The 15,402-nt window shown below is 61.1% G+C and carries 13 protein-coding genes; 4 read left to right on the top strand and 9 right to left on the bottom strand.

Going from position 1 to position 15,402, the window contains the following annotated elements; genetic code table 11:
• Positions 1–110: 110 nt before the first annotated feature.
• From ahpC to galU, 6 genes are all read right to left on the bottom strand, one after another.
• Entirely contained in the window at positions 111–674 is a 564-nt protein-coding gene (ahpC, locus tag ACRESH_RS10635) for an alkyl hydroperoxide reductase subunit C (RefSeq protein ID WP_136476852.1), read from the bottom strand.
• A gap of 134 nt (positions 675–808) precedes the next feature.
• Positions 809–3,352 carry a fimbria/pilus outer membrane usher protein gene (locus ACRESH_RS10640; RefSeq protein ID WP_431741947.1) on the bottom strand — a complete coding sequence of 848 codons (2,544 nt, stop codon included), beginning with the start codon at positions 3,350–3,352 and terminating at the stop codon, positions 809–811.
• A 20-nt stretch (positions 3,353–3,372) separates the two neighbouring features.
• On the bottom strand, positions 3,373–4,113 hold the full coding sequence (locus tag ACRESH_RS10645) for a fimbrial biogenesis chaperone (RefSeq protein WP_431741948.1): 741 nt from the start codon (positions 4,111–4,113) through the stop codon (positions 3,373–3,375).
• Between the two features lie 61 nt (positions 4,114–4,174).
• Positions 4,175–4,702, bottom strand: a complete 528-nt coding sequence (locus tag ACRESH_RS10650; RefSeq protein WP_431741949.1) for a fimbrial protein — start codon at positions 4,700–4,702, stop codon at positions 4,175–4,177.
• 194 nt (positions 4,703–4,896) lie between these two features.
• The gene (gene gorA / locus ACRESH_RS10655; protein WP_431741950.1) at positions 4,897–6,255 is read right to left on the bottom strand and encodes a glutathione-disulfide reductase; all 1,359 of its coding nucleotides are present in this window, start codon (positions 6,253–6,255) and stop codon (positions 4,897–4,899) included.
• A 94-nt stretch (positions 6,256–6,349) separates the two neighbouring features.
• Complete coding sequence (gene galU, locus ACRESH_RS10660; protein ID WP_431741951.1) at positions 6,350–7,189, bottom strand: UTP--glucose-1-phosphate uridylyltransferase GalU; 840 nt, start codon at positions 7,187–7,189, stop codon at positions 6,350–6,352.
• 379 nt (positions 7,190–7,568) lie between these two features.
• Here galU and ACRESH_RS10665 point away from each other — a divergent pair, with 379 nt between their 5' ends.
• On the top strand, positions 7,569–8,297 hold the full coding sequence (locus tag ACRESH_RS10665) for a DUF899 domain-containing protein (protein WP_431741952.1): 729 nt from the start codon (positions 7,569–7,571) through the stop codon (positions 8,295–8,297).
• Positions 8,298–8,304: 7 nt separating this feature from the next.
• Here the strand turns inward: ACRESH_RS10665 and ACRESH_RS10670 are convergent, their stop codons facing one another.
• Complete coding sequence (locus ACRESH_RS10670; protein WP_431741953.1) at positions 8,305–9,447, bottom strand: DUF1624 domain-containing protein; 1,143 nt, start codon at positions 9,445–9,447, stop codon at positions 8,305–8,307.
• A 76-nt stretch (positions 9,448–9,523) separates the two neighbouring features.
• Positions 9,524–10,441 (bottom strand): LysR family transcriptional regulator, encoded by a 918-nt coding sequence (locus ACRESH_RS10675; RefSeq protein WP_431741954.1) that lies wholly within the window; start codon positions 10,439–10,441, stop codon positions 9,524–9,526.
• 133 nt (positions 10,442–10,574) lie between these two features.
• Between ACRESH_RS10675 and ampC the strand changes: the two genes are divergently transcribed.
• Entirely contained in the window at positions 10,575–11,741 is a 1,167-nt protein-coding gene (ampC, locus tag ACRESH_RS10680; protein WP_431741980.1) for a class C beta-lactamase, read from the top strand.
• Between the two features lie 51 nt (positions 11,742–11,792).
• Here the strand turns inward: ampC and ACRESH_RS10685 are convergent, their stop codons facing one another.
• Positions 11,793–12,587 (bottom strand): helix-turn-helix transcriptional regulator, encoded by a 795-nt coding sequence (locus ACRESH_RS10685; protein ID WP_431741955.1) that lies wholly within the window; start codon positions 12,585–12,587, stop codon positions 11,793–11,795.
• A 163-nt stretch (positions 12,588–12,750) separates the two neighbouring features.
• On the opposite strand from ACRESH_RS10685, the gene ACRESH_RS10690 reads away from it, so the two are divergent.
• Positions 12,751–13,872, top strand: coding sequence for a P1 family peptidase (locus tag ACRESH_RS10690; protein WP_431741956.1), 1,122 nt, complete (start codon positions 12,751–12,753; stop codon positions 13,870–13,872).
• A gap of 85 nt (positions 13,873–13,957) precedes the next feature.
• On the top strand, positions 13,958–15,331 hold the full coding sequence (gene ppnN, locus ACRESH_RS10695; RefSeq protein WP_431741957.1) for a nucleotide 5'-monophosphate nucleosidase PpnN: 1,374 nt from the start codon (positions 13,958–13,960) through the stop codon (positions 15,329–15,331).
• Positions 15,332–15,402: the final 71 nt, after the last annotated feature.

A 15,402-nucleotide genomic window follows, 5' to 3' on the forward strand; every position in this document is an offset into this window, starting at 1 on the left:
CTTTTTCAAACGGTAGAAATAACAACGCCCGGGCGAAAGCGCCCGGGCGTTTTGCGGGGCGGTGACAACGTCAGGTGCGGTAAGCCACCGCCCTCGGCTGGCTCACGGTCTTAGATCTTGCCGACCAGGTCCAGCGATGGCGCCAGCGTGGCTTCGCCTTCTTTCCACTTGGCCGGGCAGACTTCGCCCGGGTGGGCAGCGACATACTGGGCAGCCTTGATCTTGCGCAGCAGTTCGCTGGCGTCACGGCCAACACCACCGTCGTTCAGTTCAACGATCTTGATCTGCCCTTCTGGGTTGATCACGAAGGTGCCACGGTCTGCGATACCGGCTTCTTCGATCAGCACGTCGAAGTTGCGCGAGATGACGTGGGTCGGGTCACCGATCAGCGGGTACTGGATCTTGCCGATGGTCTCCGAAGTGTCGTGCCAGGCTTTGTGGGTGAAGTGGGTGTCGGTGGACACGCCGTAGATTTCTACACCCAGATCTTTGAACTCGGCGTAGTTGTCGGCCAGGTCGCCCAGCTCGGTCGGGCAGACGAAAGTGAAGTCGGCCGGGTAGAAGAATACGACGGACCATTTACCCTTGAGGTCGGCTTCAGACACTTCGACGAACTTGCCCTGGTGGTAAGCAGTGGCTTTGAACGGTTTTACCTGGCTGTTGATGATAGGCATGAGTGACTCTCCTTCAGGGGGTTGAAAAATCTGATGGGAGAATCGTAGCTAATACATTCGCTCAATGCTCATTGCTAAAGCTCATGTTGCTGATTGGTTTTGGCTATAAGCGCCGGGGCGCATAGCTTGAACCCTCATAACAACGCCTCCAACGGATCGGCACGGGGGGGCTCGCAGGTAGCCGCGAACAGCGTCGGTGCACTGCCAATCGCCTTGACGCCGGCCAGCCGATAGCTCAGGAAGCACTGTTGCTGCGCGCTTTCACCCCAACGCACCTGCAATCGCCCCTGGTCGTTGACGCCCCGCACATGCAAACGGCTACCCTGGCCGACCATACCCAACTCATGACCGGACTCATCCAGCACCTGGGCACCGAACGGCAAGGCACCGCCATCGGCCAGCCGCGCGTCGATCAAAGCACTGCGTCCGCTGCGGGTTGGGTAGTACAGCAACGACGCAGCACCTGCGCGCGGCACGACTTGCTGGCTACTGATCTGCAGCTCGACATCCTGCGAGGTGCCTTTAGGGTCCAGCTCCACGGTATTGAGGCTGTAAGGCGTCAACTGCGGCAGTACGCCATAGCCACGCGTATCAAGCCGCACCTGCGGCGTCTGTTTGAGCCGTGCGTGCGCCGCACCCGGCGCATGCACAATGGCAAAGCTCTCGCCAAGCGACTGCGCGCCTGTAAGCCCTCCCGCATGGCCGACAAGCGCCCCGCGAAAGCCCAATGAAGCTTGACGATAGTCGCTGTGGTTGGCTAACGAAGCGTTCACTTCAGCGACCGGCCCGCTGTACAGCAGATTGGCGTCAAGGCCGGCAGTGTCGCGTTGATCGTCATGCCCCGTGGCAAGTCCCAGGCCGTAACCCCACTCACCATATTCACCGGCCGATGTACTGAGCCGAGTGCTGGTCGTACTCTGCCCCTTGCCATCGCTGTTCAGGGTACTGCTCAACGAACTGCGCCGGGTTTCACCGAACGGCAAACTCAAGGTCAAGCCGAACTGGTTGCGCCGTCCCGTCGATGAGTACTGCTCACGACTGGCAGTGATGCCATAGCCCAGCAAGCCATAGCGGTGGAAGTAGCCGAGCGAGTAGCTCAGATCACTTCCCTCCTGCCCCCAACGTTGCGTACGCGTGGTCTGCAGGCTCAAGCGGCCACCCTGCTCGCCCAGGCCCTGACTGACTGCAAGACTTGCACGCAGGCGTGCACGCTGCTGACCATGCAGATCGCGTCCGGCATCGTGCTGCGCGTGGGCAAAGTCGTTGAAGCCTAAGTAGCCCAGACGACTGCTGGTCAGACTGGCGCTCAGGTCAGTCATCGACGACGCCACCACCTGACGCCAGTTCAGGCGCAGCGCCTGACCGCTGGATTGTCCTTGCTGGGTCAGCTCTGCACGTGACTGGAGTACCGTCAGTGCCACAGCCCCCAGGCGACTGCTCACGGTCGCCCCCAATGCAGCAGACTGGTAGCCATCGGCACCGAGCAGGCCAGCATGGAGGCTCAAACGATTGCTCACGCCCTGTTGCCAACTGCCCTGGGCATGCTCCGGCCCGGTGTCACCCAGGCCGTCGCGCCAGCGCCCGAGGCTGAAATCAAAGCGACTGGCGCCCGGACGCAACGCCAGGGGCGCCGCCTGATAAGGCACGGTAAACGTACGCTGGTTACCATCGGCCTCCCTTATGGTCACTTCCAGGTCATCGCTGAAACCGTTGGCATACAGGTCGCTGATTTCAAACGGGCCGGGTTGCACGGTCGACTCATGCACCACCACCCCACGCTGGCGTATGGTCAGCAACGCCGCGCTGTAGGCAACGCCACTGACCGCCGGGGCAAAACCGCGCTGCGAAGCTGGCAACATGCGCTCGTCGCTGCCAAGCCCCAAGCCCAGATAGGCGATGCTGTCGAACACCTCACCACGGCTGTAGGCCTCACCCAGTGTCAATTGTGCCTTCCACGCTGCGACATCGCGCTGCACATAGGTGGCCACGGGCTGGTAGCGCCGCTCGATGCCTTCCCCAGCTTGTAGATTGCCTTCATGGCGCCAATACCAGGCGCCGCTGTTGACGCCGCTGCGCAGCCCCAGATACGACTGGTTCCAACGCTGGCCATCGGTTCGATTCTGTTGGCTGAACAGGTTGAGGCGATAATCGATGAAGGCCACGCTCGTGCCACTGTCCCATTGTTCCGGTGGCAGATAATCGCGTGGGGTGTGCAACAATGCCTGCTGGGCCACCTGCAGCGTTAGCCGCAGCCCGGAGAAGTCCAGTTGCTCGCTGGCTTCAAGCTCCAGCGCCGACAACGGCAGGCAGCTATCTGCGCGCTGTAGCTGTTCGCGTATGGACGCCGCAAGTTGTGCCCCATCAATTGCCAGGGCCTGGAGCAAAGCGTCGGTGTAACAAGGGCTGGCCTGCAGGTCGTCGCCTTGCCGACGCAAGGGCACCGACCAACGTCCACTCCAGTCCTCATTGATCACCACATCCAGGATCTGATCGCCTTCGGGTACCGCGTCGGCATGCTGGAAACGGCTGACATCAGCAGCAGGTCCGCTTTCTCCCTGCAAAAACCTGGCATCGAATTCCACTGCGGCAGCCTGAGCACAACCACCCGCCAGCCCTATTCCAACGCACAGCAGTACCCGAACCGGCAGCCGCTGGCGGCCGGTAGAAAGCGTTTTCATTGAAGTCTATCCCAGTGTATTCAGTGCGTGCGCACAACCTCGGCAGGCTGTTGTGCAGGCAGCACAGCACCATAGTCATTGACACTGGCAAAGTGCACGGTAGCCATTGATTCCTTGCTCTGATCCAGGCCCTGCACCGCAAACAGTTGTGTCGACAAGGGGGCGATATGGTTGCTGATTGCCTCGTATTCCCGCCTCCCCAGATGCACGGACAGTTCACTGAGGTTGACGTGGTAGCGGCTGGGGTTGTGCGCTTCGAGCATCCAGGCGTTGTCGTGCTTGAGTAAACGCCAAGTCAACGCTTGCGGGGCATGCTGGGCGTTACCCGCAAGACCTTGGGGGCGATACAGCAGCTTGATCCGTGAACGCACGGATAACTGCAAGGCATTACCCTGGCCCTTGGGAGAAATGTCCAGCACGTTGAGCCAGTAAAGGCTCTCACGGTCTTGAGCAAAGTCGTGTTCGCCCTGAAACAGCCGCAACACCTGTCCCTTGCCCGGATCGAGTCGAAACAGCGCGGGTGTCAGGCTGAAAGGCACCTGTAGCTGCTCCACTGGCACGTCCGCTCGGCCATCATCGATCCACACTTGTACTAGCGAGGGATGCTTCCCGTTGTTACTCAGGCTTACCGTGACTTCCGCTTCCTCGGCGGGATAGATTACCCGGGTCGTAGCAATGACCACGTTGGCGTTGACCGTTCCACTAAACAGGCAGGCAGCCAGCAGCCACCCACGGCAGAACGGCAGGCAGGATCCTTTCATCGGCGTTTCCTGGATCGACAGAGAACAGAGCAAGGCAGCCCGTAAAGGGCTGCCCGAGGTATCAAGGGTAGATCAGGGTGTACTGCACACGGGTGTTCACCAGCCCTGGGGTAGTGTTACCCAACGAATAGTATTCAGCCGAGTAGTTGAGCAGTGCCTGACTGTTGGTGATGTTGACGATCTGCGAGTTCTGATTGCCCTGGGCCCCTGCCAGGTTCATCGGCGTGTTGCTGCTGTTGCGCAGTTGAACCTCGACGTTATCGCTTCCACCCGCATCAACAATCAGCCGCCCTTGCGGGTTGACGGTAGGGCCGGATTCAAAATAGGTGGACACGCGATTCAAACCGGCTGAGCAGTTAGTCAGCCGCAAAGAAAAAGGCGTATTGCCCGCAACCTGACCGGGATTGGTCAGCAGGCTGGCCTGCACCGCCGGCATGTTTACCGTCACATTATTCTGGCCGCCATTGACAAGGCAGGTGCCCGCCAAAACGCTACCGTTGAAACTCATCTGACCGTTGGCTTGTGCCAGGCCTGCACTCAGGAGAAGACTGCAACCCAGCGCGAGAAGAGATTTTTTTGAAGACTTCATGTCTGACATCCTAATGCGAAATGATGGGGACAATCAGGCCTTGGCCTGACTCGGCGCTGCCAAGCAACGCCGAGCCAGTATCTGGATTTTCCCTATCTGCGAATGTCAGTTGCATTCCACCCGGACGACCGTTTTCTATACTGCCCAGGTAGGAAAAACACCGCCCCTGCGAGACAGACCCACAGGATCGTGACTCAACGCGAAATCGGCGTACGCAGGGTGACGAACTCTTCCGCCGCCGTCGGATGCACCCCGATGGTTTCGTCGAACTGTTGCTTGGTCGCCCCGGCCTTTAGGGCGATACCCAGGCCTTGGATGATCTCGCCGGCATCCGGGCCAACCATATGACAACCCAGCACGCGGTCGCTGTCGGCATCGACCACCAGTTTCATCAGGGTCTTTTCCTGGACTTCAGTCAGGGTAAGCTTCATCGGCCGGAAGCGGCTTTCGAAGATCTGCACCTTGTACCCTTGTTCCAGTGCCTGCTCTTGCGTCAGGCCCACGGTGCCGATCGGCGGCTGGCTGAACACCGCCGTGGGAATGTTCTGGTAGTCCACCGGGCGGTACAGCTCTGGCTTGAACAACCGCCGGACCACGGCCATGCCTTCGGCCAGGGCTACCGGCGTCAGTTGCACCCGGCCGATCACATCGCCAATGGCCAGGATCGACGGCTCAGTGGTCTGGTACAGGTCATCGACGCGAATGAAGCCGCGGGGATCGAGCTCCACACCGGTGTTTTCCAGGCCCAGGTTGTCGAGCATCGGCCGCCGTCCGGTGGCGTAGAACACGCAGTCGGCAACCCATTCGCGACCATCCTTGAGGGTGGCCTTGAGGCTACCGTCGTCCTGACGCTCGATGCGTTGGATGTCGCTGTTGAACTGCAGGCCCATACCGCGCTTTTCCAGCTCTTCCTTCAGGTGCGTGCGCACCCCGCTGTCGAAGCCGCGCAGGAACAGATCGCCGCGGTACAGCAGCGTAGTTTTCGCCCCCAGGCCCTGGAAGATACCGGCGAACTCAACAGCGATATAGCCACCGCCTACCACCAGCACGCGCTTGGGCAGGTCCTTGAGGAAGAACGCCTCGTTGGAACTGATCGCCAACTCCTTGCCCGCAATGTCGGGAATCTGCGGCCAGCCACCCGTGGCGATGAGGATGTGCTCGGCGCTGTAGCGCTGGCCATCGACTTCCACTTCATGGGCGCCAGTCAGTCTGGCGTGCCCTTCAAGCAAGGTCACCCCGCTGTTGACCAGCAGGTTGCGGTAGATGCCATTGAGCCGCTCGATCTCGCGGTTCTTGTTGGCGATCAACTGCCCCCAGTCGAACTGCGCGTCTTCCAGCGACCAGCCAAAGCCTGTGGCCTGCTCGAAGTCATCGGCAAAATGCGCGCCGTAGACCAGCAATTTTTTCGGCACGCAGCCGACGTTGACGCAGGTACCCCCCAGGTAGCGGCTTTCGGCAACCGCCACTTTTGCACCGAAGCCTGCGGCAAAACGCGCAGCGCGCACACCGCCGGACCCGGCACCAATCACGAACAGATCAAAATCGTAGGGCATCTCGATGCTCTCAAGCTGCAAGTTTTAAGCTACAGGCTACAAGTAAAAGCCGTTCGCGATCTACTTGCAGCTTGTAGCTTACCGCTTGAAGCTGTTAGTAAGCCTTACCGGTCTTGTAGAAGTTCTCGAAGCAGAAGTTGGTCGCTTCGATGTAACCTTCGGCGCCACCGCAGTCGAAACGCTTGCCCTTGAACTTGTAGGCAATAACGCAGCCATCCTGGGCCTGTTTCATCAGTGCGTCGGTGATCTGGATCTCACCGCCCTTGCCCGGCTCGGTTTCTTCGATCAGCTTGAAGATGTCCGGAGTCATGATGTAACGGCCGATGATCGCCAGGTTCGACGGGGCATCTTCAGGTTTTGGCTTCTCGACCATGTTACGTACACGGTACAGGTCATCGCCGATCAGGTCACCGGCGATCACACCGTATTTGCTGGTTTCCTGCGGGTCGACTTCCATGATCGCAACAATGGTGCAGCGGTACTGTTTGTACAGCTTGGCCATCTGCTTGAGTACGCCGTCGCCTTCAAGGTTGACGCACAGGTCGTCCGCCAGCACCACGGCGAAAGGTTCGTCGCCGATCAGTGGGCGGCCGGTCAGGATCGCGTGACCCAGGCCTTTCATTTCAGTCTGACGGGTGTAGGAGAACGAGCACTCGTCGAGCAGGCGACGGATGCCGACCAGGTATTTTTCCTTGTCGGTGCCCTTGATCTGGTTTTCCAGCTCATAGCTGATGTCGAAGTGGTCTTCCAGGGCACGCTTGCCGCGGCCGGTAACAATGGAAATCTCGTTCAGTCCAGCTTCCAGCGCTTCTTCAACGCCGTACTGGATCAGTGGCTTGTTCACCACCGGCAGCATTTCCTTGGGCATGGCTTTGGTAGCAGGCAGGAAGCGAGTGCCGTAACCGGCTGCCGGGAACAAGCATTTCTTGATCATATACGTCCTTAACAAGGGCTTTGCGTACGAAATTCGGCGCAGTCTAATCAGGCGGCGGTCACCTTACAATGCCCCCCATCAGCTGGCCGATGCCATGATAGAGAAATCCTAGTGTAGATAGTTCCCGAGGAAGGTAAATATTGCGCTCAACGCGGGCAGCGATTCGGCCTGATCGGACGGTGGGAGCGCGGTCACTTGCGGACTGCCAGCCGCCGGCGGCGTGCCGTTCATGTTCAAGCCGCCAGCTGAATCGATTAGCTCGCATAGCACGTCAGCTGTGCATTACCGCTCATCAGCCAGGCACCGCTGTCGAGCCAACCCTGTCGAATCCCCTCTCGCCCGGACGACCATCAGTACATCCCCCCGCAGGAGCGTGACCATGGACAACTACCGCAGCCCGCAAGTGGTTTCCCGCAGCGAATGGCTCAGTGCCCGCCGACAGTTGCTGCTGCATGAAAAGGCCCTGACCCATCAGCGCGACGAGCTCAGCAGAGCCCGGCGGGCGCTGCCCTGGGTACGGATCGATGAGCACTACAGCTTCGAAGGACCCCAGGGACATCTGGGCCTGGCCGACCTGTTCGCCGGACGCAGCCAGCTACTGGTCTATCACTTCATGTTCGGCGACGGTTGGAGTGAAGGTTGCGACGGCTGCTCCTTCCTGGCCGACCACTTCGATGGCGCCAACTTGCACCTGGCCCATCACGATGTTTCGCTGGTGGCTGTGTCCCAGGCACCCTTTGCCCAGTTCCAGGCATTCAAGCAACGCATGGGCTGGAAGTTCCCCTGGGTTTCGTCCCACGCCAGCCACTTCAACAGGGCGTTTGGCGTCAGTGTCAGCGACGACGGCAACAGCCAGTACAACTACGAACCCTACTCAGGCAACGAAACCGAACTACCAGGTTTGAGCGTGTTCTATCGCGACGCCGACGGGACGATCTTCCACACCTACTCAAGCTATGCCCGAGGCCTGGACATCCTGATCGGCGCTTACAACTTCCTCGATCTGATGCCCAAGGGCCGCAACGAAGAAGGCACCATGGACTGGGTGCGTCATCACGACCGCTACGAGGGCGGCGATGCCGACAAGCCCCACTGCTGCCACGATTGAACAGGGCTCAGAAGTACTTGAGCCAGGCAATATCCCGACGTTGCTGTTTCAGCGCCGCGAACCAGCGCGTCGGGTAATACAGCACAATCGCCAACCCCAGGCTGCACAACCAGACGTCCGCGACCTGATCGAAACCGAAGTGCCCGCCCTGGTTCAGTCCCCACCGTGCAACCGCAATCAGGTACAACGCCTTGAGCACGTACAGGTGCAGCAAGTAGAAGAACATCGGCGCAGCCCCGAACAGCGCCAGCACGGGCACCCAGCGACGGATCTGATAGCGCTCCAGCAGGGCCAGCAGCACCAGGCACAGGCCCAGGGTGGGCAGCAGGAACATCAGCGACGGCGGGTACTTGCGTGCGCTGAGGAAACTCATGGTGGTGCGCAGGGCATCAGCTGTCGCTACCCAAGGCTGCTCACCGTAGACATTGATGTAGCGGATGGCGACGAACGCTAGCAACAGCCCGACACCCCAACGCGTCAACAACCTCCGCCGTCGTCCCGGATCCATACTCTGGGCAAACCAGGGGCCGACGCCCCAACCCAGCAGGATCACGCCGATCCACGGCAGTACCGGGTAGGTGGTGCGGGCACGGGTGAGTCCTCCCAGATCGATGAACTCACGCTGGTGCAGGATCGCCCAAGGCACAAACCAGGGTGAATTGCTGCTCAACACCAGCGGATCAAGCAGGTTGTGTCCGGCCACAATCAAGGCGCCGAGGCCCAGCAGCACCCCGCGTGGCAAATACAGCGCGCCAGCCAGGACAATCATGCAGATGCCGATGCACCAGATCACCTGCAGCCACAGCGTTTGTGGCAACAGGGTTCCGTTCCAGGCCAGGTTGACCAGGGTCAGCTCCAGCAGCACCAGGAACAGCCCGCGCTTGAGCAGAAACAACGAGGTGTCACGGCGGCTGTGCTTCTGGCTGTAGAGCCAGGCAGACAGCCCGGTCAGAAAGATGAACACGGGCGCACACAGGGCACTGAGCAGACGGGTGAAAAACAGCTCGGGCGCGACGCTCAGGGCGTCCATCGGATCACCCACCTGACGGTGCAGGAAGAAGGTTTCGCGCACGTGGTCGAGTAGCATCAACAGCATTACCAGACCACGCAGGGCGTCGATCGATTGCAGGCGGGGGTGACTGGAGGGCATGGTGGGCTCACGACAGAAGTAAACGGTATAACGTAACATATTTTTATCGTCGGGCTGTATCCCACCGGGCGTTGCCCTACAGTATTGCGCGCAAACTCGGGTCACCGATGTGGCCCTGGCCTGCTGCCAAGGCGCTGCGCAACCAGGTCTTGAACGCTAGCATCGCCGTGGTCTCGGCCCGCGACTGCAAGCGCGTCAACCAGTAGCTGCCGGTGCTGATGCTGACCGCGAACGGCTGGTGAATGGCGCCACTGGCCAATAGCCGTTCGAACATCAAGGGCGGCGCCAGGGCTACGCCAACACCTTGTTGCGCGGCCTCCATCATGCCCAGCGAAGAGTCGAAGATCACCGTGCGCGCGGGTTGTAGCGTGCCAGGAACACCCGCGGCGATGAACCACTCGGTCCACTCATCGGCACGGTAGGAGCGCAGCAAGGTCTGTTGCAGCACGTCCGCCGGCGACTGCAACTGCCCAGCGATCTGCGGTGTACAGAGCAGCGACAGCGGTGCTTCGAACAAGGGCAATGCGTCGATACCGTGCCAGGCGCCGCTGCCGAAACGGATCGCGTAGTCCAGCCCTTCGGCGGCGACATCCACACGGTTGTTGTTGGTGGACAGGCGCAAATCGATAAAGGGGTGCCGGGCCTGGAAGTCCGCCAGACGCGGCAGCAACCAGCCGACGGCAAAAGTACCCACGGCGCCTACCGTGAGTACCTCCCGATAGTGCCCACCTTCGAAGCGGTCCAGGGCTTGGGCGATGCGGTCAAAACATTCACGCAGCACTGGCAACAGGGTTTCCCCCTCGCTGGTCAGCATCAGACCGCGGGGCAGGCGCTTGAACAGCGTGACCTTGAGCTGGGCCTCGAGGCTTTTGACCTGATGGCTGACGGCAGCCTGGGTCACGCACAACTCGATCGCTGCCCGGGTGAAACTCAGGTGCCGCGCCGAGGCCTCGAAGGCCCGCAAGGAATTCAGCGGCAGATGCGTCCGGATCATTCAGACTCCACAATTTTTCTAATGGCTGCTGCGAAATATCATCGTTTGTCGCGGATCGGCAAAGCGCCTAGATTGGCGGTCCTTGCTGCAGCCAGGCTCACTACCATCCACTCACATGGAACCTTGCCCGATGATGCACCATAAAACCAAGGTCAAGCCAGGGATTCTGGCAGCTGTAACACTTGCCCTGGCGACCGTCCAGAGCGTCGCGAGCGCCCTTCCCGAGGCGCAACTGGCGTCGACGGTGAACGCCGCAGTGCGCCCGCTGATGCAACAACACGCCATTCCCGGCATGGCCGTAGCCATCAGCCTCAACGGTAAGCAGCATTACTTTAACTACGGGGTGGCGTCGAAACAGACCGGCCAGGCCGTTAGCGCCGACACGCTGTTCGAGATCGGCTCGGTGAGCAAAACCTTCACCGCCACCCTCGCAGCCTTGGCCCAGGCCAACGGCAAGCTGTCGCTGAGCGATACGGCCAGCAAGCACTGGCCTGAACTGAAGGGCACCGCGTTCGATGGCATCACCCTGCTCAACCTCGGCACCTACAGCGCTGGCGGCCTGCCCCTGCAGTTCCCCGAGCAGGTCAAGGACCAGGCCACCCTGCTCAACTACTACCGCCATTGGAAGGCCGACTATGCCCCCGGTACGCATCGGCTGTATTCCAACCCGAGCCTGGGCTTGTTCGGTTACTTGGCCGCGAAAAGTCTGGACACCTCATTTACTGACCTGATGCAAAAGCAGCTGCTCCCGCAACTGGGCCTGCAACACACCTTCGTCCAGGTGCCCACAGCACAAATGGGCGACTATGCCCAAGGCTACGACAAGGATGACCGAGCCGTGCGGGTCGGTCCGGGAGCGCTGGATGCCGAGGCCTATGGACTGAAAACCAGCTCCGCCGACCTGCTCCGCTACCTCGACGTGAACATGCAGTCGCAAAGCCTCAGCGCAGCGTTGCAGCGCGCCATGGCAACGACCCAGACCGGCTATTACCGCGTGGGCGAAATGACCCAGGGCCTGGGCTGGGAGCAGTACCGCTACCCGGTAACCCTGGATCAGTTGCTGGCGGGGAACGCCTCCTCGATGGCCCTCGACCCCCATCGGGTAACCTGGCTGAAACCGGCCCAGGCGCTTGCGGACAACACACTGCTGAACAAGACCGGTTCGACCAACGGCTTTGGCGCCTACGTACTGTTCGTACCCTCAAAACGCATCGGCATCGTGCTGCTGGCGAACAAGAACTACCCGAATGCCGAACGGGTGAAAGTGGCCCATGCGATTCTCACCGCGCTGGACCACTAGCACCCTTACGGCGTGCCGTTGCGACCGTGCAAACGGTAGCCGCCGCGTTATTCACTCCTGTGTTTGCTGTTGAGTCAGCCGTTGCAAAAACAGGCTGAACAGTTCCGATTGTGACGAAACACCCAACTTGGCGTACAGGTTGCGGCGGTGCACTTTCACTGTTTCCTGGGAGATGGCCAGGCGTTTGGCAATCGCTTTGCTGGAGTTGCCACGCAGCACCAGGCGGGCGATTTCCAGCTCGCGGGCCGACAGGGTATCGCTGCCGAAGTGCTCCAGCGCGCGCTCCACCGGAGTGACCTGGGCAGCGTTGTCCTGGGTCGGGTTCTGCAGTTGCCAGTGTTGACGCAAGAGCGCCAGCAGCCAGGGCGCGTAAAGCGTCATCTGGCCCAGATGTGCGGTTTCAAAGCGTTGGTTGGCACCCAGGGAAATCGCCAGCATCTGCCCCGGTGCCAGGTTAAGGATCAACTGTAGCTCGTCCTCGCCAATGGCCGAGCGAAAGTAGTTCTGGAAATAGTCGCTCTTGCGAAACTCGTCCGGCGCCACCTCTTCCATGCGGTAGACCCCGTCGGCCAGGCCGTCTTGCATGGCCTGGTTGAAGGGGTCAAGCAGGTACAGGCCACTGAGGTACAGGGGCATGGGCGATGGCGCAGCACTGAAGCCGCGATCGAATTCGGCCAGCACCACGGGGGCGCAGTCGTTCTCGGCAAAGATCACCAGACCGTTGTCGAATGGCAGCATCTGGTTCAGCAACGTCAGGGTCTGGTGCCAGAACCCCGGCCGCCCCAACTGCTCGATCACCTTGGCCAGCCCGTGATGATGGGCCGCTGCTTCGAATAGCGTATGCACCGATAACTCCTGGGGGGTAACGATTGGGGGTAATCGCCAACGGCGGGCCGAGCTCCTAGACTCTGCACACCGGCACGCAGTATTGCGGTTGCCCGCCCCGTTTGTCATGTGCGGCATGATCCAGCGGCCGGCCTTCGAACCTTTCCGATGGAGCAGTGAAACAATGCGTATTCGTGACCTGGGCATTCGTATTGGCGTGGGCAAACCCGGCGTCTACAACGCCATCACCGATGTACCCGGCGTACGCGTGGGCCATCACACGATCCACCGCGAAGCGGGTGAACTGGCGGTGCACACCGGCGTCACCGTGATCGAGCCACGGCCACAGCCGGCACATCTGCAACCGTGCTTCGCCGGCGTCCATGTGCTCAACGGCAATGGCGACGCCAGCGGCCTGGAGTGGATTCGCGAAGCGGGCCTGCTGACCACCCCTATCGCCTACACCAACACCCACAGTGTCGGCGTGGTCCGCGACGCCCTGGTGGCTGCCGAGCGCGAGCTGGGCAAACAACGCACCTACTGGTGCATGCCCACGGTGCTGGAAACCTACGACGGCGTGCTCAATGACATCTGGGGCCAGCATGTCACTGCCGAACACGTCCATGCCGCCCTGGCCGATGCCCGCTCGGGACCCGTGGCCGAAGGCTGCGTGGGGGGCGGCACCGGGATGATCTGCCACGAGTTCAAGGGTGGCATCGGCACCTCCTCGCGGGTGCTGAACGCCGAGGCCGGTGGCTGGACCGTCGGCGCCCTGGTGCAGGCCAACTACGGCGTGCGCGAAGCACTACGGGTCGGCGGTTATCCAGTGGGCCAGGTGCTGGGCAAGTTGCCTTCACCGTTTCGCGGCAGCGAAAGCGTCGGTGAAGCCGGCATGGGCTCGATCGTCGTGACCCTCGCCACCGACGCCCCGCTGCTGCCCCACCAGTGCACGCGCCTGGCCCAGCGCGCCAGCGTGGGCCTGGCACGGGTCGGTGGCGGCACCGAGGACACCAGCGGCGACATCTTCGTAGCCTTTTCGGTGGGCAACAACGATCTGCCGGTGACCAATGTCGGCCGCCCGGGTGTACCGACCACTACCGTGCAGATGGTCAACAACGACCACATCTCCGCGCTGTTCTGCGCGGCGGCCGATGCTGTGGAGGAAGCCATCCTCAACGCGATGCTTGCGGCCAGCGACCTTCAGGCCAACGGCCAGCAGGCCCTGGCGCTGAAGCCCGGGCAACTGCTCGACGCTTTGCAGGCGGTTGGCTGGAAGGCCGATCCTCAGGCACAGGAAAAGGCCTGAGCACAAAGTCACTCGTTGCTGCGACAATTTGTCGGTATGGTGGTGTTCTGAAGATGGACGTTTACCCGCTCACAGGAAACCCAGAATGCCCCAACGTGAAGTTATCAATGCATCCGTCAGCCCAAAAGGCAGCCTGGAAACACTGTCTCAACGTGAAGTACAGCAACTGAGTGAAGCCGGTTCCGGCAGCCTGTACACCCTGTTCCGCCAGTGCGCGCTGGCGATCCTCAACACCGGCGCGCATGTCGATAACGCCAAGACCATCCTCGAAGCCTACAAAGACTTCGAGGTGCGCATTCACCAACAGGATCGCGGTGTGCGCCTGGAGCTGCTCAATGCCCCGGCCGACGCCTTCGTCGATGGCGAGATGATCGCCAGCACCCGCGAAATGCTCTTCAGCGCCCTGCGCGACATCGTCTACACCGAAAGCGAACTGGCCAGCCAGCGCATCGACCTGGAAAGCTCCCAGGGCATCACCGACTACGTCTTCCACCTGCTGCGCAACGCCCGCACCCTGCGCCCGGGCGTGGAGCCGAAGATGGTGGTGTGCTGGGGCGGTCATTCGATCAGCAGCGAGGAATACCAGTACACCAAGAAGGTCGGCCACGAGCTGGGCCTGCGCAAGCTGGACGTCTGCACCGGCTGTGGCCCGGGCGTGATGAAGGGCCCGATGAAGGGCGCAACCATTGCCCATGCCAAGCAGCGCATGAGCGGCAGCCGCTACCTGGGCCTGACCGAGCCTGGCATCATCGCCGCCGAAGCGCCTAACCCGATCGTCAACGAGCTGGTGATCCTGCCGGACATCGAAAAACGTCTGGAAGCCTTCGTCCGCGTCGGCCACGGCATCATCATCTTCCCCGGTGGCGCCGGGACTGCCGAAGAGTTCCTGTACCTGCTCGGCATTCTCATGCACCCGGACAACCGCGACCTGCCGTTCCCGGTCATCCTCACCGGGCCGAAAAGCGCCGAACCCTATCTGCAGCAGTTGCATGCCTTCGTACAAGCCACCCTCGGCGAAGAAGCCGGCAGCTACTACCAGATCATCATCGACAACCCGGCCGAAGTGGCCCGACAGATGGTCGAAGGGCTCAAGCAGGTCAAGCAGTTCCGCCGCGAGCGCAACGACGCCTTCCACTTCAACTGGCTGCTGAAGATCGAAGAAAGCTTCCAGCGCCCCTTCGACCCGACCCACGAGAACATGGCCAGCCTGCAACTGCGCCACGACCTGCCAGCCCATGAACTGGCCGCCAACCTGCGCCGGGCGTTCTCCGGGATTGTCGCCGGCAACGTCAAGGACAAGGGTATCCGCCTGATCGAAAAAAGCGGCCCTTACCAGATCCATGGCGATACCGCCGTGCTGCACCCCTTGGGCAAGCTGCTGGAAGCCTTCGTGGCCCAGCACCGGATGAAGCTGCCCGGTGGCGCCGAGTACGTGCCCTGCTACCGCGTCGTGAGCTGATCCAGCCCCTGCGCTGATTGCGGGCACAGCTTGTGCCCGCAACATTTGCTGCCATTTTCCTACCTATTTCA

Origin of the sequence: Pseudomonas sp. (genome assembly GCF_050739775.1) — a bacterium.
Taxonomy (GTDB): domain Bacteria; phylum Pseudomonadota; class Gammaproteobacteria; order Pseudomonadales; family Pseudomonadaceae; genus Aquipseudomonas.

Excerpts from the sequence above, each read along its gene's own strand:
- gorA (WP_431741950.1), bottom strand. The coding sequence starts at position 6,255 with ATGCCCTACGATTTTGATCTGTTCGTGATTGGTGCCGGGTCCGGCGGT.
- ACRESH_RS10650 (WP_431741949.1), bottom strand. The coding sequence starts at position 4,702 with ATGAAGTCTTCAAAAAAATCTCTTCTCGCGCTGGGTTGCAGTCTTCTC.
- ACRESH_RS10675 (WP_431741954.1), bottom strand. The coding sequence starts at position 10,441 with ATGATCCGGACGCATCTGCCGCTGAATTCCTTGCGGGCCTTCGAGGCC.
- ACRESH_RS10665 (WP_431741952.1), top strand. The coding sequence starts at position 7,569 with ATGGACAACTACCGCAGCCCGCAAGTGGTTTCCCGCAGCGAATGGCTC.
- ACRESH_RS10690 (WP_431741956.1), top strand. The coding sequence starts at position 12,751 with ATGCGTATTCGTGACCTGGGCATTCGTATTGGCGTGGGCAAACCCGGC.
- ACRESH_RS10640 (WP_431741947.1), bottom strand. The coding sequence starts at position 3,352 with ATGAAAACGCTTTCTACCGGCCGCCAGCGGCTGCCGGTTCGGGTACTG.
- ahpC (WP_136476852.1), bottom strand. The coding sequence starts at position 674 with ATGCCTATCATCAACAGCCAGGTAAAACCGTTCAAAGCCACTGCTTAC.
- ppnN (WP_431741957.1), top strand. The coding sequence starts at position 13,958 with ATGCCCCAACGTGAAGTTATCAATGCATCCGTCAGCCCAAAAGGCAGC.
- ampC (WP_431741980.1), top strand. The coding sequence starts at position 10,575 with ATGCACCATAAAACCAAGGTCAAGCCAGGGATTCTGGCAGCTGTAACA.
- ACRESH_RS10670 (WP_431741953.1), bottom strand. The coding sequence starts at position 9,447 with ATGCCCTCCAGTCACCCCCGCCTGCAATCGATCGACGCCCTGCGTGGT.
- galU (WP_431741951.1), bottom strand. The coding sequence starts at position 7,189 with ATGATCAAGAAATGCTTGTTCCCGGCAGCCGGTTACGGCACTCGCTTC.
- ACRESH_RS10645 (WP_431741948.1), bottom strand. The coding sequence starts at position 4,113 with ATGAAAGGATCCTGCCTGCCGTTCTGCCGTGGGTGGCTGCTGGCTGCC.